This window comes from Bacillus sp. AFS031507 (assembly GCF_002584635.1).
Lineage (GTDB): Bacteria > Bacillota > Bacilli > Bacillales > Cytobacillaceae > Neobacillus.
Map to the genome: position 1 here is coordinate 1 of NZ_NUOW01000029.1, position 19,014 is coordinate 19,014.

22 protein-coding genes are annotated in these 19,014 nt (G+C 36.1%); 16 read left to right on the forward strand and 6 right to left on the reverse strand.

Features of this window, described 5'->3' with window-relative positions:
- Window positions 1-356: 356 nt before the first annotated feature.
- From COE25_RS31830 to COE25_RS23645, 3 genes are all read left to right on the forward strand, one after another.
- Window positions 357-482 carry a DUF4871 domain-containing protein gene (locus tag COE25_RS31830; protein ID WP_257208940.1) on the forward strand — a complete coding sequence of 42 codons (126 nt, stop codon included), beginning with the start codon at window positions 357-359 and terminating at the stop codon, window positions 480-482.
- 169 nt (window positions 483-651) lie between these two features.
- A complete protein-coding gene (locus tag COE25_RS23640; RefSeq protein WP_098934376.1) occupies window positions 652-1,566 on the forward strand; it encodes a VOC family protein in 915 nt (304 codons plus the stop codon).
- Window positions 1,567-1,876: 310 nt separating this feature from the next.
- Complete coding sequence (locus COE25_RS23645) at window positions 1,877-2,404, forward strand: dihydrofolate reductase family protein (protein ID WP_098934392.1); 528 nt, start codon at window positions 1,877-1,879, stop codon at window positions 2,402-2,404.
- A 127-nt stretch (window positions 2,405-2,531) separates the two neighbouring features.
- Here the strand turns inward: COE25_RS23645 and COE25_RS23650 are convergent, their stop codons facing one another.
- Window positions 2,532-3,449 carry an AraC family transcriptional regulator gene (locus COE25_RS23650; protein ID WP_098934377.1) on the reverse strand — a complete coding sequence of 306 codons (918 nt, stop codon included), beginning with the start codon at window positions 3,447-3,449 and terminating at the stop codon, window positions 2,532-2,534.
- A gap of 224 nt (window positions 3,450-3,673) precedes the next feature.
- On the opposite strand from COE25_RS23650, the gene COE25_RS23655 reads away from it, so the two are divergent.
- Both COE25_RS23655 and COE25_RS23660 read left to right on the forward strand, forming a co-directional pair.
- On the forward strand, window positions 3,674-4,894 hold the full coding sequence (locus COE25_RS23655; RefSeq protein WP_098934378.1) for a sugar efflux transporter: 1,221 nt from the start codon (window positions 3,674-3,676) through the stop codon (window positions 4,892-4,894).
- Between the two features lie 253 nt (window positions 4,895-5,147).
- Window positions 5,148-5,486 carry a YolD-like family protein gene (locus tag COE25_RS23660; RefSeq protein ID WP_088087669.1) on the forward strand — a complete coding sequence of 113 codons (339 nt, stop codon included), beginning with the start codon at window positions 5,148-5,150 and terminating at the stop codon, window positions 5,484-5,486.
- Window positions 5,487-5,968: 482 nt separating this feature from the next.
- On the opposite strand, the gene COE25_RS23665 is transcribed toward COE25_RS23660, so the two are convergent.
- Together COE25_RS23665 and COE25_RS23670 are read right to left on the reverse strand one after the other, a co-directional pair.
- Window positions 5,969-6,487, reverse strand: a complete 519-nt coding sequence (locus COE25_RS23665; protein WP_098934379.1) for a hypothetical protein — start codon at window positions 6,485-6,487, stop codon at window positions 5,969-5,971.
- Between the two features lie 190 nt (window positions 6,488-6,677).
- Entirely contained in the window at window positions 6,678-7,310 is a 633-nt protein-coding gene (locus COE25_RS23670; RefSeq protein ID WP_098934380.1) for a LysE family translocator, read from the reverse strand.
- Window positions 7,311-7,758: 448 nt separating this feature from the next.
- Here COE25_RS23670 and COE25_RS23675 point away from each other — a divergent pair, with 448 nt between their 5' ends.
- Window positions 7,759-8,874 carry a mechanosensitive ion channel family protein gene (locus COE25_RS23675; protein WP_257208941.1) on the forward strand — a complete coding sequence of 372 codons (1,116 nt, stop codon included), beginning with the start codon at window positions 7,759-7,761 and terminating at the stop codon, window positions 8,872-8,874.
- 117 nt (window positions 8,875-8,991) lie between these two features.
- Here the strand turns inward: COE25_RS23675 and COE25_RS23680 are convergent, their stop codons facing one another.
- The 3 genes from COE25_RS23680 to COE25_RS23690 all read right to left on the reverse strand — a co-directional run bounded on the left by COE25_RS23680 (window position 8,992) and on the right by COE25_RS23690 (window position 11,382).
- Entirely contained in the window at window positions 8,992-9,471 is a 480-nt protein-coding gene (locus COE25_RS23680) for a DUF3920 family protein (RefSeq protein ID WP_098934381.1), read from the reverse strand.
- 657 nt (window positions 9,472-10,128) lie between these two features.
- Window positions 10,129-10,728 carry a hypothetical protein gene (locus tag COE25_RS23685; RefSeq protein ID WP_098934382.1) on the reverse strand — a complete coding sequence of 200 codons (600 nt, stop codon included), beginning with the start codon at window positions 10,726-10,728 and terminating at the stop codon, window positions 10,129-10,131.
- Between the two features lie 402 nt (window positions 10,729-11,130).
- Window positions 11,131-11,382, reverse strand: coding sequence for a DUF2533 family protein (locus COE25_RS23690; protein WP_088087674.1), 252 nt, complete (start codon window positions 11,380-11,382; stop codon window positions 11,131-11,133).
- A 273-nt stretch (window positions 11,383-11,655) separates the two neighbouring features.
- Here COE25_RS23690 and COE25_RS23695 point away from each other — a divergent pair, with 273 nt between their 5' ends.
- From COE25_RS23695 to COE25_RS23740, 10 genes are all read left to right on the forward strand, one after another.
- Window positions 11,656-13,089 carry an MDR family MFS transporter gene (locus tag COE25_RS23695; RefSeq protein WP_098934383.1) on the forward strand — a complete coding sequence of 478 codons (1,434 nt, stop codon included), beginning with the start codon at window positions 11,656-11,658 and terminating at the stop codon, window positions 13,087-13,089.
- A 571-nt stretch (window positions 13,090-13,660) separates the two neighbouring features.
- A complete protein-coding gene (locus COE25_RS23700; RefSeq protein WP_098934384.1) occupies window positions 13,661-13,921 on the forward strand; it encodes a metal-sensitive transcriptional regulator in 261 nt (86 codons plus the stop codon).
- 154 nt (window positions 13,922-14,075) lie between these two features.
- Complete coding sequence (locus tag COE25_RS23705) at window positions 14,076-14,558, forward strand: DsrE/DsrF/DrsH-like family protein (protein ID WP_098934385.1); 483 nt, start codon at window positions 14,076-14,078, stop codon at window positions 14,556-14,558.
- A gap of 199 nt (window positions 14,559-14,757) precedes the next feature.
- Window positions 14,758-15,327 (forward strand): sulfurtransferase TusA family protein, encoded by a 570-nt coding sequence (locus COE25_RS23710; protein WP_373605372.1) that lies wholly within the window; start codon window positions 14,758-14,760, stop codon window positions 15,325-15,327.
- Between the two features lie 61 nt (window positions 15,328-15,388).
- Entirely contained in the window at window positions 15,389-16,516 is a 1,128-nt protein-coding gene (locus tag COE25_RS23715; protein ID WP_098934386.1) for an MBL fold metallo-hydrolase, read from the forward strand.
- Between the two features lie 21 nt (window positions 16,517-16,537).
- Window positions 16,538-16,765 (forward strand): sulfurtransferase TusA family protein, encoded by a 228-nt coding sequence (locus COE25_RS23720; protein ID WP_098934387.1) that lies wholly within the window; start codon window positions 16,538-16,540, stop codon window positions 16,763-16,765.
- Window positions 16,766-16,800: 35 nt separating this feature from the next.
- A complete protein-coding gene (locus COE25_RS23725) occupies window positions 16,801-17,574 on the forward strand; it encodes a sulfite exporter TauE/SafE family protein (protein ID WP_098934388.1) in 774 nt (257 codons plus the stop codon).
- Window positions 17,575-17,591: 17 nt separating this feature from the next.
- Window positions 17,592-17,978 (forward strand): DUF302 domain-containing protein, encoded by a 387-nt coding sequence (locus COE25_RS23730; protein ID WP_098934389.1) that lies wholly within the window; start codon window positions 17,592-17,594, stop codon window positions 17,976-17,978.
- 234 nt (window positions 17,979-18,212) lie between these two features.
- Window positions 18,213-18,635 (forward strand): MarR family winged helix-turn-helix transcriptional regulator, encoded by a 423-nt coding sequence (locus COE25_RS23735; RefSeq protein ID WP_098934390.1) that lies wholly within the window; start codon window positions 18,213-18,215, stop codon window positions 18,633-18,635.
- A 64-nt stretch (window positions 18,636-18,699) separates the two neighbouring features.
- The coding region (locus COE25_RS23740) for a DoxX family protein (RefSeq protein ID WP_098934391.1) at window positions 18,700-19,014 on the forward strand (315 nt) is incomplete at its 3' end.

Below are 19,014 nucleotides of genomic sequence, written 5' to 3' on the forward strand. Positions count from 1 at the left end.
TTCGAAGGACTGGAGAGAAAACAGTTCCTCCAATCCCCACGAAAAATAATCATCATGAAGAAAAGAAAGGCAAAGCTGAAGGCCTCGGCCTGATGTAGTAGCGGGACTTGTGGTAGCCCTTGTAAAGACAATGCGGCTTTAAAGCCTATTCTTTCGAAACCCCTAGCTTCAGCTATGGGGATACTCATGATGATAGTGAGATTGTAAGATTTTATCCCAATAAACTCAAAAATATATGTGGCATTTTTGGGGAAAAGACCAGGAGTTCAATGGTAAACTAAAAGTTGTTGCAACACACGAAAATGAAGGAGAACAAATAATATTGTTAGATAGCAAAGATGTTGGTGGACCTAATAATGGAGGCAGATCGACACACTCCATCAAGTATGTCACTACCAAAGAGTGGAATATGGAAGTTAAATGCTTATTTTGGGGATAAACTATTTGGAACTGTAGTTGTTAAAGTTTATAACAAACTTTAAACAAATGAAAAAATGTTTTGAAAAATTACCTTTTCTAACAAATAATGTGTTTCTTCTTCAAATACCATATCAGAATGAAAATGGTAAAATAAATTGGAATGATAACTAATTTCTTTATACTGTAATTTTGGTCATATTCTTGTCGAATAAAAATTAAGGAGGAATAACTATGTCAAAAACAAATCAAAAAATCGTTCCGCATTTATGGTATGACAAGGAGGCAAAAGAAGCAGCCGAGTTTTATGCTTCCGTATTCCCAGACTCAAAAATTACGGATGTAACAACAATCCACGACACACCATCAGGCGACTCCGATATAGTCTCTTTTGAGCTTTGGGGGCAGAAGTTCATGGCAATCAGCGCAGGACCGTTGTTCAAGTTCAATCCGTCGGTGTCTTTCATAGTTAATTTTGACCCATCGCGAGAAAAAGACGCGAGAGAAAAAATAAATGAGGTTTGGAACAAATTGTCCGAAGGGGGCACAGCGTTAATGCCACTTGATAAGTATCCGTTCAGTGAGAAGTATGGTTGGATTCAGGATAAGTTTGGTTTGTCTTGGCAGTTAATCCTTACCAATCCAGAAGGTGAAGAGCGGCCTGCATTAGTGCCGTCACTTTTGTTTGTCGGCGATAAATGCGGCAAAGCGGAAGAGGCTATGAATTTTTATTTATCAGTCTTTAAGAACGCAAAGCAGGGACTTATCGCCCGCTACCCTAAAGGCATGGAACCTGACAAAGAAGGAACAATCATGTTCTCTGAATTCATGCTTGAAAATCAGTGGTTTACCGCAATGGATAGCGCGCACGAGCACAAATTCAGTTTTAACGAGGCAATCTCATTTATGGTGTACTGCGACACACAAGAAGAGATTGATTGCTACTGGGAAAGGCTCTCTGCAGTTCCTGAAGCCGAGCAATGCGGCTGGCTGAAAGATAAGAATGGCTTATCCTGGCAGATTGTGCCAAGTGTGATGGACGAGATGATGAGCAAGGGCACACCAGAGCAACTTGCGCGCCTAACGGAAGCATTTCTAAAAATGAAGAAATTTGATCTTGTGAAATTGCAGAAAGCATACAAGGGATAATGAGAATACAGCCTACGGAAGATCTGAGTTAGTCGATCAAATGATGAGAGTTATGAGAAATGTTTATACGAAACTAAATTTTCCCTTGATGAATGATAATTTACATAAAAATGTTATTGAATTAACGGGTTTAAGTGTTGAAAATCCGGCTACATAGCCGGATTTTGTGTTCTTCGACTAACGTAGCAGTTTAGTTCAACAAGAAAAAACAAAATTTATATCTAACTTAAGATAAAAAAGGTTATTGACAAAAAAAATTATAAGTATGAAGAAATATCAAGTTTATGTTCCGAGGGGGTTCAGTTAATTGATGAAAAAACAGCGTAACATTATTTTATACATTGGTACTTCAATTGATGGCTATATTGCAAATGATGATGGTACATTAGAATGGTTAGAATCAACAGAAGTAGAAGGAGATTCTGGCTACAATTCACTCCTAGAAAGAATTGACACTGTTGTTATGGGAAAAGGAACTTATGATGTCATTCGTGGATTTGATATGAAATATCCTTATAGTGATTATAAAAATTATGTATTTTCTAAATCTGTTAGTGGATCAGATGAATATGCTTCATTTATTGATGAAGATGTCAAAACTTTCATTAATAATATAAAACAAAAGCCTGGTAAAGATATATGGTTAATTGGTGGAGGAAACTTAGCTCGTGAATTTTTTAAAGAAAATTTAATTGATGAATTCCAACTTGCCATTGCACCTATTATTTTAGGGAAAGGAATCTCTCTTTATATCGGAGATGATATTACTCTAAATTACACATTAACCAAAGTAGAAAAATTAGGTCAACTTGCTATGCTTCATTATATAAAAAAATAATTTTCATCATCTTTCCCTTTTTAAGTAGGGGGAGATTATTACCTTTTCAACTACAGTTTTGTTTGCATCCCACTTGAAAATTGTCCTTTCCTCCACACAAAAGAACCCCCACTATTAGGCAGGGGATTTACACGTTTATCGTTTCGTCATAGTTCTCCCTCAAGCGCTTTATATCTTCTTTGGGTGGAAAACCAAACATGCGGGAATATTCACGGCTAAATTGCGATGGACTTTCATAACCAACCCGGAATGCGACATCAGCGGCATCTGTTGACTCGGACAATAACAATTGCCGCGCTTTTTGTAATCTCAGTTGTTTTTGGAATTGAATTGGGCTCATCGCGGTTACCTCTTTAAAGTGCCGATGAAGTGAAGAAACACTCATATTTGCTATCTCCGCAAGTTCCTCAATCCGAAAAGAGCGATCATAGTTATTCATGATCTGTTCGATAACGTCTCTGATAAGAAAGGTAGAGCTTCCTTCTATTGCAATTTGTTCCAGCGACCCTCCATGTTGACCTTGCAAAACCCTATAGAGAATTTCCTTCGTATATAGAGGAGCAAGTGCCGGAATATCGTTCGGATTTTCTAGCAAACGAGCTAACCTGATTACCGCATCTAACATCGATGACTCAATTGGGCTCACAAACATACCACGCTTAGCATTTCCTTTTTTTTCGCCTTGAATTTTAAAATCACGTATAACTTCTAAGATTTGACTTGGTGTGAATACAAGATTGAGTGCCAAATACGGAACGTCGGGAGAGGCTTCCGTCACTTGCCCGGAAACAGGCAGATCAACCGATGCAACAAGATAATCACTAGGACCGTACCTAAAGCGTTCGTGTGCCAGAAATATCTCCTTCGCACCTTGAACGATAATGCATATGGAAGGCTTGTAAATTCTGTGATTTAATTCGGTAACATTGGAGCGGCGAAGAAAAAATAAAGACGGAATCGCAGTTACGTGAGCACCATCCTGTCCTGAATATTTCTCTATAATTTTGGCGAGCTCAACCTGGTTTTTATAGATTGAATCAGTCATAGAATCCTCCTTGTTTCTTTATTCTTGCTAGTTCTATTCTAATGCATATTCTCCGATTGCGGAACTGGCTGTGATAGTATTAGGCAATCATTTGGTAGGAATGGGAAATGGGTTTCTTATTCATTTATTGCATAATAAGGAGGTCAAAGTTTTATTGAAAATTTTTTATGTCCGGAATTAAATAAAACAACAATTGTGTGAGAACTAAGGAGGAGGACTAAAAGTTGTATACACGCGTAAAAAAACTGTTTGCAATAAAAGGATATAGTTTATTCGTCATTTGTGTGCTGCTGGTTGGTATCGGAATTTCCATTACACAGCCATATTTATCCTTGTATGCTATAGAAGATTTGGGAATGAGTGTGGGAGCCTTTGGCGTTTTCATGGCAGTGAGTTCATTAAGCGGAGTGGTGGTCAATTCGCTAATTGCTAAACGATCGGATGGCGGGCTGGATCGAAAATGGTTGATTATAATAGCCATGATTTCATCTGCCTTGGGTTATGCTTCGTATTTAGTTTTGCATAACTTCATTATTCTGTTGATTGTGATTACTCTTTTTAATGGATTAGGGACTCCTGCCATGCCGCAAATCTACGCCTCTGCACAGGTATCCGCAAATGCAAGCCAAAATGATGATAAGACATTTGCGATGTCTACATTACGTTCCCTTGTATCTCTCGGATTCCTAATAGGACCATTAGTTGGTACATTTATTTTGGGGGCACTTGGATACAAGGGACTTTTTCTTGGGACATCCGCCATCTATCTATCGATCACATCTCTTGTCTTCCTGTTTCTGCAAAAACGAAAATCTGTTCAACGCAATGACAGGAAGATCAAAAGTATAGGCACCTTTTCACTTAAAAGCAGGCAAATCATGCTTCCGTTTATCTCCTTTATCTTTCTTTTTGCAGTCAATGCTATTAATGGAATTAACACGCCGTTGTTTATTGTAAATGAACTCCGTGGTACGCATACGGATGTCGCTTTAGTCGTGAGTATTTCTGCTGGTTTGGAAATTCCCATTATGCTTTTATTAGGTGCCCTGGGCAGAAACATATCGAACCATTCCTTAATTATGTTCGGTTGTTTTGTAGCTCTTATCTATTATACTTTCTTAAGTATATCGACCCAATCCTGGCAACTTATTGCAGCACAGCTTCTACAGGCAACGTATGTAGCGATTGTCATGGGCAATGGACTAAGCTATTTCACTAACTTATTACCTGGTTCACCGGGGATGTCCACAACGATTTATTACAACGGGTCCATCATTGGAAGGCTAGTGGGAAATATGGGTGGCGGTATGATTGCTCAGTTTATAGGATTTCGTCATGTTTATTGGGCGTGTCTCGCAATTGTGATTTTCTCGTTGTTTATCTTATGGAGAACCAAACCTCATGAGGAAGTCGAAATAACAACAGGACACACTGGGTCTGCGTAAGTAATTATATTTTTTAATTTTAAAAGGAAGTTAATAGTTGTCATTGATAAAATTGTTGCTTTAATACAATTATTATTAAAACAATTAGTAGGAACAAGAAGGAAGAATAGTAAGGAGGATTTACCTGCTGATTATGTTGCGAAATAAACAAGTATCAACTAATGATTTTAAATTTAGGACCTAAATTGGTCCTATTTATTTTTGTGTATCTACAGAACATTTGTTCGTATATAATGATTACGAGGTGAGTTATATGGCGATACGAGACCGCGGTAAAAAGAAATGGCAGTTTGCGTTTGGAATGCCGGAGTTAATTAAGGCACAGCGAGATCTATGGACCGACCAAGAGCGAATTATAAAGCCAATGATTGATGAATACGAGAAGGAAGAGTTTGACCGACGTATCTGCTATGCGATGGAGTACAACCTGTCGATAAAGATAACGATATGGTCTAACGGCTTTACATCAGATATAACCGGTCGCATTCATAACGTTGATCCCATATCGTACCAACTTCGGATTGAACTACTGGGAGGCGAGTTTCGGCGGATTAATTTCGAGGATGTTATAGGAGTGTCAGTCGTTGATTAAATGTGGCTCAAATTATCAAACTATATTGAAACCCTTTTCTGGAAAAATTCGTATAAAAATAAAGCAGATATGAAAAGGGGATGTCTTTCTCAGAACTGGCTGCGATAAAAGGGCAGTCTTTTTGTTAATATGCTAACGGGACAGAATAGTTGTTGAACAAGAAAAACTACCTCGATATTATCAGATTTGAGAAAAAGGATGAAACAAAGGGGGCAAGAAGATGAAAAAAGCAATAAAATGGATTATATTAATCATTGGAGCTTTATTTGGAGCAGTAGCATGGAATTCCAATGAAAAAGATAAAAGCGCCTAAATTGGCGCTATGTCAATCCAGCTTTTATCAGGAACGGGAATCTTTGGACCTTTATCAACAACAAGGAAAAACAAATCACAACCACTGGGAGAGTCGATTGAGATTTATGAAGGTAGTTTATGAATCTCGCCTACAAAAATGTAATTGTTTAATTTATTCTTAACTGTCGTCATTTGGGTGGAAACATCGAATTTACGACCTTAATTAAATCACTTTTAGATGGTTTATAATTGGTACTGTTACCAATCAACTTTACGTTGTACTGGATATTATCGATTAACAAGATTAATTCATATCCCTCCGGTAATTCCCCGATAAAACCTTTGTAGCCTTTTTGAAGTTTTGTTGGTTTATACATGTTTCCTTTTGGCAAAATGATTTCGCCTGCCGTTGGCTCTGCTTGTATTTTCACTACACAGGGCGTTTTCACATTCTTATAATATAAAGTAATTTTCTCGCCAGAAATTTTCCCGCTCACATGCGTAATCTTAAAGGGAAAATAACCAGGTCCATATATTCGTTTATTAAATTTTTCTTTGTATTCTTTCGTCAGGATGAGTTCGTTCATAAACGGATTGGCGTCATCTGATATGACTTTAATTTCAGAGATCCTGTCAGCTTTTATGAATTGCGGCGCAACAAAAGAAAATACTACAAGTAAAGATAAGATTAATATCTTTAATTTCACATCTATCATCTCCTATCTTTAGTGTCCCCCAATTCTGTTTTGAGTATGTTTTATCTGTTCTTAGCAAGATGTTTTATATCATTTTCCCGATTGATACCATGGATAATCTGATCTGCTTTTTTTACTCCGGCAAAAATAAGACCCTTTGATTGAGGGAAATCAAGGGTCTTACATAATAAATAAAAATGATCTAATTATGAGTCTTTTCAAGAGCTAGTTTAATACCGAAACCTATCAGTATAGTACCTGTGATTCCTTCAATAATATCTTGTGTTTTAGGTTTTTTCATAAATGAACTAATCTGATTAATTAAATAGATATAAAGTAAAAACCATACGGCAGTCAATAGAGTATAAGTCATACCCATTATAAGAAACGGTTTAAAGGTATTGCTTCCAGAGTCCACGAATTGAGGCAAAAAGGTTAAGAAAAAGACAGCAACTTTGGGATTTAGGATATTTGTAATGAACCCTTGTTTAAAACAAGATGTGTTTACAATTTGGCTTTTTGTGTTCACCGCAACGGTTGCAGTTTCTTCCTTTTTCTTCAAAGACCATAATGTCTTAACACCCAGATAAATTAAGTAAACAGCGCCAACGTATTTGAAGACAGAAAATAATAATGCTGATTTCACAATGATGGCTGAAAGTCCTAATACAGCAGCAGAAGTATGGATAAGAAGGGCACAACAAGTACCTAAAGCTGTTTTAAGACCCCCGATTCTCCCAACGGTGACAGTATTTTTTGTAGCAATTGCCGTATCGGGACCAGGTAAAATAATTAGAAAAATACACATAATGACAAACAGATAAAAATTTTCCATTCTATTATCACCTTTCTGATTATGATGAGTACTGATCATGTGATTCTTACATTATATTATATATAAATCGTGTTATTAATTGAACATAAACCTTATTTGATAGATTTCCTTGTTGATCTAATGGGTGCTTGAGTTGAAGAATCAGCCCTAACAAGTTGTATGAACCCCGTTTATACAGTAACCTTTGTCTCCGTTTTGTAGTTTGTATAATTGCTTACAGATGATTAGACCCTTCCTTTTTCGCCTCTCACCATTTTCTGAAGCAGAATTATTTCTATAATCTAAGACTTTTGTTGTATTCAAATATCTTGTTTGAAAAGTTATTATATGAGGATGTAATAATTTCAAAAGCCGGTATACGTGGGTCTTATTTTTCCACATAACATTGAGTTTTCTATCAATTGTGGTGCTAAAAAAATTATCGTAAAAAGAGAGAAGGTATATTAGAATGTCTTTTGGTTCATTTGTCATGGCTTTTTCAATGGCGGGGATAGACTATGACATGTTAAAAAATTTAGGAATTTCTATAGGTATTTTGGTTTTATTTATTCTTTTTAGAAACTTATTTACAAAGTATGTGTTTCAGTTGATTTTAAAATTGTCTAGAATAACACCGACTGATTTTTTCACAAAAATTTGTTTAGGGTTTGAACGTCCTTTAGGATGGTTCTTTATAATTGTAGGTTTGTATTTAGCAATGGATTATTTCCCTTTTATAGAACAACAAAATGCGTTATTTTTAAAATTTTTACGTTCTATGGTGATTGTTTTAATTACATGGGGATTGTTTAATTTGTCATCTCCTACTTCGGGGATCTTAATAAGTGTTAATCAAAAGATCAACAATAAGATTGATTTAATTCTTTTACCGTTTATATCAAGAACGATCCGTGTCATCATTATTGCAATCAGTATAAGCATTATTGGCCAGGAATTTGATTATGACGTAAATGGGTTGGTGGCAGGCCTTGGGTTAGGGGGTCTGGCATTTGCTTTAGCTGCAAAAGAAGCGGTTGGAAATCTAATTGGTGGAATCGTGATTGTAACAGAAAAACCTTTTTCCATTGGAGATTGGATTTTAACACCTAGCGTGGAAGGTATAGTAGAAGATATTAATTTCAGAAGTACTAAAATTCGCACTTTTAGTCAAGCTCTGGTTACAGTTCCAAATGCGACACTTGCAAACGAGGCCATTACCAATTGGAGTCGTATGGGGAAAAGACGAATCTCTTTCCACTTAGGACTTAACTATCAAACCACCAAAGAACAAATTCAAATAGTCGTTAAACGGATTGAACAGTTTTTGAGAATTCATGAAGAGATCCATCCGGATACAATTATGGTCGCATTCGATCATTATAATGAGAGTAGTCTCGATATTCTTATCTATTTTTTCACGAATTCTACTGTTTGGGCAGAACACGTTAAAATTAAACATGAAATCAATTTAGAAATCATGGGAATATTAGAGGAAGAGGGAGTGGAAGTTGCTTTTCCAAGCCGAACCATTTACGTCACTCCACAATCAAATGAATTATTACAAACAATGGGTTCTTTTGATTGAAATTAGTTTATTTGTTCCAAAGCAAAACAAAGTTTTTGAGTTTTCCAACTCGACAAAAAAATATAACCAGTAAAGGATTAATCTCCCTGAGTGGAATGGTTCCTTTTTTTGAACTGATTATAAGTCAACTTTTTTATATGATTCAGATGCTAGATATTCATTGGTTTTTTCTTTAGCAAATTGAAAGGCATCAATTTCAGTAGTTCGTTCTAGATAAGGTAATTTTTTATCCCATTCAAAATGATGTCTAAAATCAGGATTGAAGTCTTGCATAACATGACGAAATTCATGAAAAAGAGTCTCAATTAATGGGATATATTCATTGAAGCGAAAAATAAAGATAATCTTTAATTCTCTCCAATAAATACCTGAAGCGAATCGTAAATATTCATCTTCTTCATCACCTAAGTCACAAATAATTTTATTCGCTTGACGAATAGAACAAAAAATAACTGGAATATTAAAATTTGAGTCTAAGTATTTAAAAATAGTATTGTATAATGTTTTGATGTCCCAATAAAATTCATCATCCAGCACATACCAATTTTTATATTGGTGAAAAATAATGCGTTTTTGTAGAACTTGACTTAAAGACATGCATAAAAACCTCCAATACATTTTTATCAATTATTCTTATATTAAAAATATTTTTCCTGAGAGTAGACTAAAAACCACAATAGGCTTCAATCTATTGTGGTTTTTAAGATTTTTCGTAAACTTTAGTCTCATCATTTACAAAATTTATATAATTTATACGCAAAGCTTAATGACATAAAATCCTCCTAAATTTTCTTCCACTTTTTGCACATTAGTATTTTTAGTGTGACTGAATTGACAAATTCTAAAGTTGACGCGATTCCATTGTTCCGAAGGAACAGTAAATATGTCGAACTAGGTTGGAGAGATTTATGCCCGTAATACTATATTTATACTATTTTTAAAAATACTTTATACCTCTGAAATATAGAATTTTTAAAGTGAGCAGGTAAGCTGAACAAGGTAAATGTTCAAAAAGGTACAAAATTTAATAACGTATTCTTAAATTTAAAGTAATATAATGGAATTAAAGGTATTCACTAGAGGGTCAAAAATTAGGGGTTATCGTTTAACAACATTGAATTATTACATATATCGGAGTTAATGGGATTTAAGCAGGAATAGGGAAACCTAGCCTGCTTTTTCTAATTAAAATATTGAGGCTTCTTCTTAAACTAAAAGGTGCAAGACTTATTCGCAAATGTTTCTAATTTAAGTTCATTTGTTTTTTGAATAATTTCGTAAAAACTTTTCCATCGAGGATAAGAGATTTGTTAGATCAGCATCTTTAACAACTGTTTTATGCAAGGGTCCCTTTTTGCTACTTTTGGTCTTATTTTTTTTATTTTGACCTGACTTTTGTTTTTCGGATTCAGCCTTTTCAACTTTTACTCCATGACTAATATTTTTAATGTGGAACATGGAAAGACGAACGCATTCCTCATTATGGATCAAAGAAACAAAATTTTTACTTACATCACTGATTACACCCTCTAACCTCTCAGGACCGCCACGATTAATTTGTACCCATTTTAATTTCAATGAGTCAAGCAGGTCTTGGAAATTATCCGCCTTATTAAATTTCAAATCTTTAGGAACTTCAATGTTGAATTCCATCTTCCCCTTTATTTTATCTGTAAAACTTTTAATATGTTTAGTGTTGTAGTATACGACTCCGTCTTCTTCTGTCAGAAGGCAGAGATGATCTTCACTTGCATCCAGTAACTTCCCAATTCTGGATTCTGGCCCGCCTCGATCAACCCTGATTACTTTTCCTATGAAATATTTATTGATGTCATTATTCATGTCTTCACTCATAAAAAATTCTCCCCCATAAATTTTATAAATATATTTACACTGTATTTATATGTATCACGGGATGATACTGTCCTAATAAAACAGCCTGTTTATTCATAACCAAAGAGAAAAATAGACAAGGAAGAAAGGCGTGGAAAAGCAAGCACTGGTAGACCCTCTTCAAAGCCTCTTTCAGTTGAGGATAACTTAAAGAAAGCTGAAGCACGAATTAAATTCCTAGAAGCGGAGCTTGAATTCTTAAAAAAGCTAGACGAACTAGAAAGGATATCAATGGAGCCTAAATAAAATGACTCCGGCACAATACCGGAGTCACTTATTAGCAGCTTAAAATATTCGGTCTTTTTTTAAACTGTCCATTTTATGGGTCACAGTTCAACGATGCTGTCCGTTCTTTATTTATTATTAGTTTTTTTTCACGAATTCCTGGATCATTTCACCCGTAACGTTTTGCCTCGATGGAATAAAGCGCAGGTTTATTTTATTAATACTATTGGTGACTGCATTGATTTTATCGGTTGAAAAAGGTTTACCTTGCTTACATAACTCAATCGCTTCTTCGATATATTGTTCGCGTTGTTGATCGAGCGCTAAGAATTTTTGATAGGTTTCATGTTGATTTGCCGCATGTTTAATTAAATCTTTATGTACACTCATGATTTCACTCCTTAAATAATTAACTTATACAATCATACCATAATTGATAATTTTTATCAGTTCAATAAGATTTTATGTTGAATCTTCAGGAGAGATGTATGGTAAAATATTAGACTCACATTCTAAAGTCAGCATCGATTACGTGGGGGTAAACAAACCCGAAGACGGAGGGAGATAAATTAGTTTTATTAAGGATATGTTAATGTTAAAATCTAAAATAATCTTTATAAAGAATTAGGTGTACATTTTTAGTAGGGGGAAGTGGAGTCGAAAATGAAACAATACAATACGCGAGCCATTATGGCGTCGCTGCTTATCTGCGGTTTCGTTGGCATGTTCAGCGAGACGGCGCTCAACATAGCGATTAGTAATTTAATGGATGTATTCCAAATTTCAGCTGCAACCGCACAGTGGTTGACAACAGGGTTCTTACTTACACTCGGCATTCTGATGCCGATGACTGGGTTACTGCTACAATGGTTTACGACAAGGCAATTGTTTACTGGTTCTCTTACGAGCTTGATTGTCGGCACTTTAATTGCGGCGCTCGCATTCAATTTCGAAATTCTTATGGTCGCTCGTGTTTTACAGGCGGTCGGAATGGGCCTGTTGATTCCGCTCATGTTCAATACGATCCTCGTCGTGTATCCACCTGAGAAACGGGGGGCGGCGATGGGGTTTGTCGGACTTGTCATTATGTTCGCACCGGCGACCGGCCCGACAGTAGCTGGTCTCCTAATTGAATACTTAACATGGCATTATATATTTTGGCTATCACTGCCTTTTTTGGTGATAGGGCTTTTGGTAGGGTTGAAGTATTTGGAAAACGTAACAGAGGTGACGAAACCTCGTATTGATCTATTGTCAGTTGTATTATCAACGATCGGCTTCGGTGGCGTTGTCTTCGGCTTCAGCAAGGCAGGAGAAGGCACCGAAGGCTGGACCAGCCCGGTCGTGGTCACTTCAATCATCATCGGGCTAGTCGCACTCGTGTTGTTCACGCGACGGCAGACAGTTATGCGCGAACCTATGATGGACTTGCGCGTCTTCAAGTACCCGATGTACAACGTGGGGCTGCTTTTGGTACTGTCATCGATGATGATTATCTTGTCTAGCATGATTATTCTGCCAATGTTCCTTCAGAATGGTATGAGCCTGTCACCGTTTACCGCTGGACTTATGCTGTTGCCGGGCAGCGCGTTGAATGGCATCCTGTCGCCGCGCATGGGGAGTTTGTTCGATAAATATGGGCCGAAGTGGCTAGTTATTCCAGGTCTCATCGTCGTCGCGATATCGATATGGTTTCTATCCGACATATCGTCTGCTTCTTCGATTGCTTTTATCGTCTCATTGCATATCGGATTAATGGTCGGTATCTCAATGGTCTGGATGCCGGCGCAGACTAACGGGCTGAACGAGCTGCCACCGGAGCTTTACCCACATGGTACTGCAGTCATGAACACGCTTCAGCAGGTCGCAGGAGCAATTGGAACAGCGATTGCCATTATCATCCTTACAAGCGGTATGGATAAGTATTTGCACAACTCCCCAACGCCAACGAAACAGACTGAGATGGCTAACGCGATGACGTTCGGCTCACAGAACGTGTTCTTGTTCACGTTGACCGTTACGCTAATCGGTCTGGCTATGGCGTTCTTCATCCGCCGCGTTGTCGTCAAACATGCGTCGATGAATTCGATCCATTAATGTTCGAAAAGGGAGCCTAGGGGCTCCCTTTTCAGTTAACGGGGGACACAACATTTTTTCACTAATTAAAGTTTTACTAGAATGGTCCGTTGTTGTTTCATTGTTTTCTACCGTTAAGAACTTAAGGTTTCCTTAAGGTTATCCAAATAAAATGGGAACCAGTTAAGGTTAATGCTTCATGGATGGCTAACAGGGCGAGTTAGCAATTAGCCTAGTCGAATTTTTTTGTTAAATTCATCATCTGTTTTACTTTTAGAATACATGCTCCTTAATGGGTAATATTTATCTCTTGAAATGCCAATCATATTTGAATTTTTTTGGATGGGTTGCAATTTTAATATTATTGACAATATACCCTGTTGGGTATATCATCTCATTTGACAGGTGGTGTAAAATAATATTTATTTAATATTGTTTAAAGAAATCCCCAACGAAAAATCCATGTTGTAGCATCAAATAAATTAGAGCTCAATTTTGGATTACGCTTATTAACCTCAATGGGCTTGAAAATAGCTAGTTATATGTTAATAAATTGCCCTTGTAGGCAAAAATATAGAATGAGGTGAAGCTAGTGGAATACGATAAAGATGTTAAAAATCGCTTAAAGCGAATTGAAGGACAAATTAAAGGTGTTTTAAGCATGATGGAACAAGGAAAAGATTGTAGGGAAATCATTACTCAATTATCCGCAGCAAGAAGTGCAATCGACCGTACGATGGGTGTTATTGTTAGTAAAAATCTAGAACAATGTGTAAGGGAAAATGTTGAAAAAGGTGAAGCAACGGAACATCTTGTAAAAGAAGCTGTTGAATTATTAATCAAGAGCCGATAAAAAGTTCATCAACCTTATTTAAATTAGGTTGACGAACTTATCTTTTGTATAGTAATATACCCATAGGGGTAACGGTATTTTATAAAATTTCAAAGAAGGTATTTTTTTGAACAAATATATACCCATGTGGGTATATATACAAGGAGGACAAATCATGACTGAACAGAAGAAAAAAACAACAATTGTCTTATTTAGTGGAGATTATGACAAAGCAATGGCAGCTTATATTATTGCAAATGGAGCAGCCGCTTATGATCATGAAGTGACTATTTTTCATACCTTTTGGGGTTTGAACGCACTACGTAAAGAGGAACAGAAACCAGTAAAAAAGGGATTCCTAGAAAAAATGTTTGGAAAGATGATGCCCCAGGGTGCATCAAAAATGGGATTATCTAAAATGAACTTTGCTGGTATGGGTCCTAAAATGATTCAACATGTAATTAAGAAACATAATGCCATGACACTTCCACAGTTGATTGAATTGGCACAAGAGCAAGAAGTAAAATTAATCGCTTGTACCATGACCATGGATTTACTTGGATTACAACAGGAAGAATTAATGGATGGCATTGAGTATGCTGGAGTTGCCGCATACTTAGGAGAAGCATCAGACGGGAATGTTAATTTATTTATATAAACTGTCAATAAAAATAAAGGAGGTTCTGTCATGTTTGATAGTGGTAACCTGTTTAATGTTTTATTGATTGCTTTAGTTTCTTGGTTCCTATTTAACAAAGTAATTAACTTGTCTGGTGGCATGTTGGAGTGGCAAGGTCCAATACAATAATTTTTTTACAATAAAGTATACCCATAGTGGTATAAGCTGGAGGATTACGATGATTCAAACAAATATTGTTTTAGACGCAAAAGGATTAGCTTGTCCGATGCCCATTGTAAAAACAAAAAAGGCAATGAACAGCTTAAAAGCGGGTCAAGTAATAGAAGTCCAAGCGACAGACAAAGGGTCAATAGCTGATATGAAGGCATGGGCTAATAGTACAGGAAATCAATACTTAGGAACAATTGAGGAAGGTCAAGTTTTAAAGCATTATATTCGTAAAGCAGGTACCGAAGAAAAGGAAGAAAAAAAGCACCCAGATGTGATTTCTAATGATGAATTACTAAAAGCTTTAGAAGAAAAGAAAAATATGATTGTTTTGGATGTTCGTGAATCAGCCGAATATGCTTTTAACCATATTCCATATGCCAAATCTGCACCATTAGGTGAATTAGATAACTATTTGAATCAGTTCGATAAAGAGACTGAAATATATGTTGTTTGTAGAACTGGAAACCGAAGTGATCTAGCTGCACAAAAATTAGCATCAGCTGGATTCACACAAGTTAAAAATGTCGTTCCAGGTATGAGTGAATGGAATGGTGTAACGGAAAAATCAGTGGATTAATATAAGTACCGATTATTTAGAAAAAATTTTATGAAAAAATATACTGTAGGGGGTATGGGAAGTGTCGGTATTGCAGTTGACAAGTAAAGCGGTAACGAAGAAAGTGTTCAATCAAGAAAGTTTATTTATTTTAGATGTTCGTAATGAAAATGATTTTAAAGATTGGAAAATCGAAGGTGTGAACTTTGAATATCTAAATGTGCCGTATTTTGACTTACTTGACGGAGTGGAAGAAATCATTGATAAACTTCCAACAGATAAAGAGATATTAGTGGTATGTGCAAAGGAAGGGTCATCGATTATGGTTGCTGAAATGTTGTCTGATAAAGGACTCACTGTTCACTACCTTAAAGGTGGAATGAAGGAATGGAGTGAACATTTAGAGCCCGTTAAAATTGGTGATTTAAAAGATGGAGGAAGCATCTATCAATTTGTTCGAATTGGAAAGGGTTGTTTATCTTACTTAATCGAATCAAATGGGGAAGCAGTAATTGTAGATGCATCCCGAATGATTGAAGAGTATGAATCATTTGCATCAGCTCATAATATTCAAATTAAACATGTTGTGGACACTCATCTTCATGCCGATCATATTTCTGGTGGAAGAAATATTGCAGAAAAAACAGGAGCAACCTATTATTTGCCTCCAAATGATGCGGAGGAAGTTGTTTTTAATTATACAGGGTTGGTAGAAGGAAACGATATTGTGGTTGGCAATACAAAAGTAGCTGTGAATCCTTTTTATACTCCTGGGCATACAATCGGAAGCACATCTTTAGTCGTTGATGAAAAGTATTTATTATCAGGAGACATTTTGTTTGTAGAGTCCATCGGTCGACCAGATTTGGCTGGTAAGGCGGAGGACTGGGTAGCTGACCTTAGAGAGTCTCTTTATAACAAATACACACTGTTCCCTAAAGATTTAATGGTTTTACCAGCTCACTTTTCTAGAATTTCTGAACTCGGAGGAAACGGAGAAGTAAGTGCAAATTTAGGTGAATTATATGAAAGAAATACAGGGCTTAATTTGAAAGAAGCTGAATTTCGCAAATTGGTAACGGAAAACTTACCTCCACAACCAAATTCCTATCAAGAAATTCGTCAAACCAATATGGGGAAAATAACGCCTGATGCAGAGATGCAACGAGAAATGGAAATTGGATCAAATCGTTGTGCGGTTCATGAATAATAACTAGGAGGAACTATAAAAATGAAATCAGATAAAATCATAGATGCAAAAGGCCTTGCCTGCCCAATGCCAATTGTTAAAACAAAAAAAGCAATGGATCAATTAGTAAGTGGACAAATTTTAGAGATTCTCGCCACCGATAAAGGGGCAAAAAACGATTTAAGTGCTTGGGCAAAGTCAGGTGGACATGAATTGTTAGAATATACCGAAGAAAACGGTGTTTTAAAATTCTACTTAAAAAAAGGGTAATTGTTAATTACTAAGTCATGTAAGGTGGCGAGATTATGGAGATTGGCTTGATTCTCACCATATTAATCATCGGATTTATCGGTTCATTATTCTCAGGCATGTTGGGAATTGGCGGAGCCATCATTAATTTCCCCCTTCTTTTATATATTCCTCCGTTATTAGGTTTTCATGGGTTAACAGCCCATGAAGTCTCTGGAGTAGTTGCGGTTCAAGTATTTTTTGCAGCAATTGGGGGTATGTGGGCACACCGAAATGGAGGATATATAAAAAAAACTTTGATTGTTTATATGGGGTCTAGCATCTTAGTTGGAAGTCTGATTGGGAGTTATAGCTCACACTTCTTTTCAGAGAAGAGTATCAATGTAATTTATGGGCTAGTGGCGTTATTAGCTGGGGTACTTATGTTGGTTCCTAAAAAGGAATTGGAATTTCAGTGGAGCGGTGATTTTAATAAAGGATTGGCGACAATCCTAGCCTTTTTCGTTGGACTTGCTTCTGGAGTAGTGGGGGCTGGCGGATCATTTATTCTGGTTCCTATTATGCTAGTGGTGTTGAAAATTCCTATCCGTATCACAATTGCAACCTCCTTAGCCATTACATTTCTATCTTCAATTGGAGGAACAATAGGGAAAGTCATAACAGGGCAAGTACCTATTCTCCCTGCATTACTTGTGGTAACCGTTAGTCTTATTGCATCCCCTCTTGGAGTGCTGATAGGTAAAAAATTAAATACAAAAGTTTTGCAAATAGCTCTAGCTACTTTAATTGTAATTACAACCTTTAAAATTTGGTTAGGTATTCTTGTTTAAAAGGAGTGAACCTAGGAATGTTTCATTATACAGTAGAGAGCAGAAATTCAGTCGAGGAAGCAATTTCATCCTTGGAGCAAAATTTAAAGGAAGAAAATTTTGGCGTTTTGTGGCAGCTCGATCTTCCAGCCAAGTTACAAGAAAAAGGAGTAGAAAGCTACAAAAATCCATATCGAATCTTAGAAGTTTGTAATCCAGTTGAAGCAGCAAAGGTTATTGAAACAAATGAACTGGTCGGTTATTTTCTACCATGTAAAATAACTGTTTATCAAAGTAATGGAATAACCAAAATTGGCTTACCTAAACCTACAATGATGGTTGGTATGATTGATGACCCTAAACTAAAGGAAATGGCTGAAAATATTGAGAATACCTTGAAAAATGTACTAGATAAAAGTAAATAAATAAAAAACTGTACTAAGAGAGTCTACTGTTCAACTATCAAAGAGAAAATGATTTATGAGGCGTATGTCTCGTTGTAGAAGCTAAACAGGATAGTAAAAGAGATGTTTCAACTACTATTGAAGCATCCCTTTTATTCAATAAAAAAAAGGTTATTGACAAAAAAATTTATAAGTATTATTATTATCTCATATTCAAGATATTTTAATTCGAGATTTTATAAGGGGATGCACTAAATGGAGAGGAAATGCTCGAATTTACCCTTTCTTTTATTAATGCAAACATCTAAAGCAATTCATGATCGAATAAAGGAGGAAATGGCAAAAAATAAGCTTGGTATTACGGAATTTTCAGTTTTAGAGGTACTTTATCAAAAAGGGAAACAAACGATTCAACAAATTGGAAATTGCATATTGGTCTCAAGTGGTTCGATGACCTATTGTTTAGATAAACTAGAACAAAGAGGTTTATTAAGCCGTCATGCCTGTCCAGATGATCGCCGGGTGATACATGTGACATTGACTGATGATGGAAATGAATTGATGAATGACATCATGCCGAAATATCATGAGTTAGTTAATCAAATGTTTGAAGCATTAGATTCTGATGAGGCAGAGACGCTGGTGAATCTTATGAAAAAAGTAAAGAATAAAGTTTAAACTTTCATTTTTTTTAATAAAATATCTCGAAATCGAGATAAATAATATTTAGGAGGATTCTAAGATGATAGATATTGGTTTATTAATAATACGTTTGGTAATTGGTTTACTATTTGTAGGTCACGGTGCTCAAAAATTATTTGGTTGGTTCGGTGGTTATGGTTTAAAAGGTACAGGAGGCTGGTTTGAATCCATTGGCATGAAACCAGGAGTGATCATGGCTCTTTTCGCAGGTTTAGCAGAACTTATTGGGGGACTTTTGTTTGCTTTAGGACTATTAACCCCGCTTGCAGGAATTTTGATTGCAGGAACTATGTTAATGGCGATCATTAAGGTTCATGCGCCGAATGGATTATGGGCAACAGCAAATGGATATGAA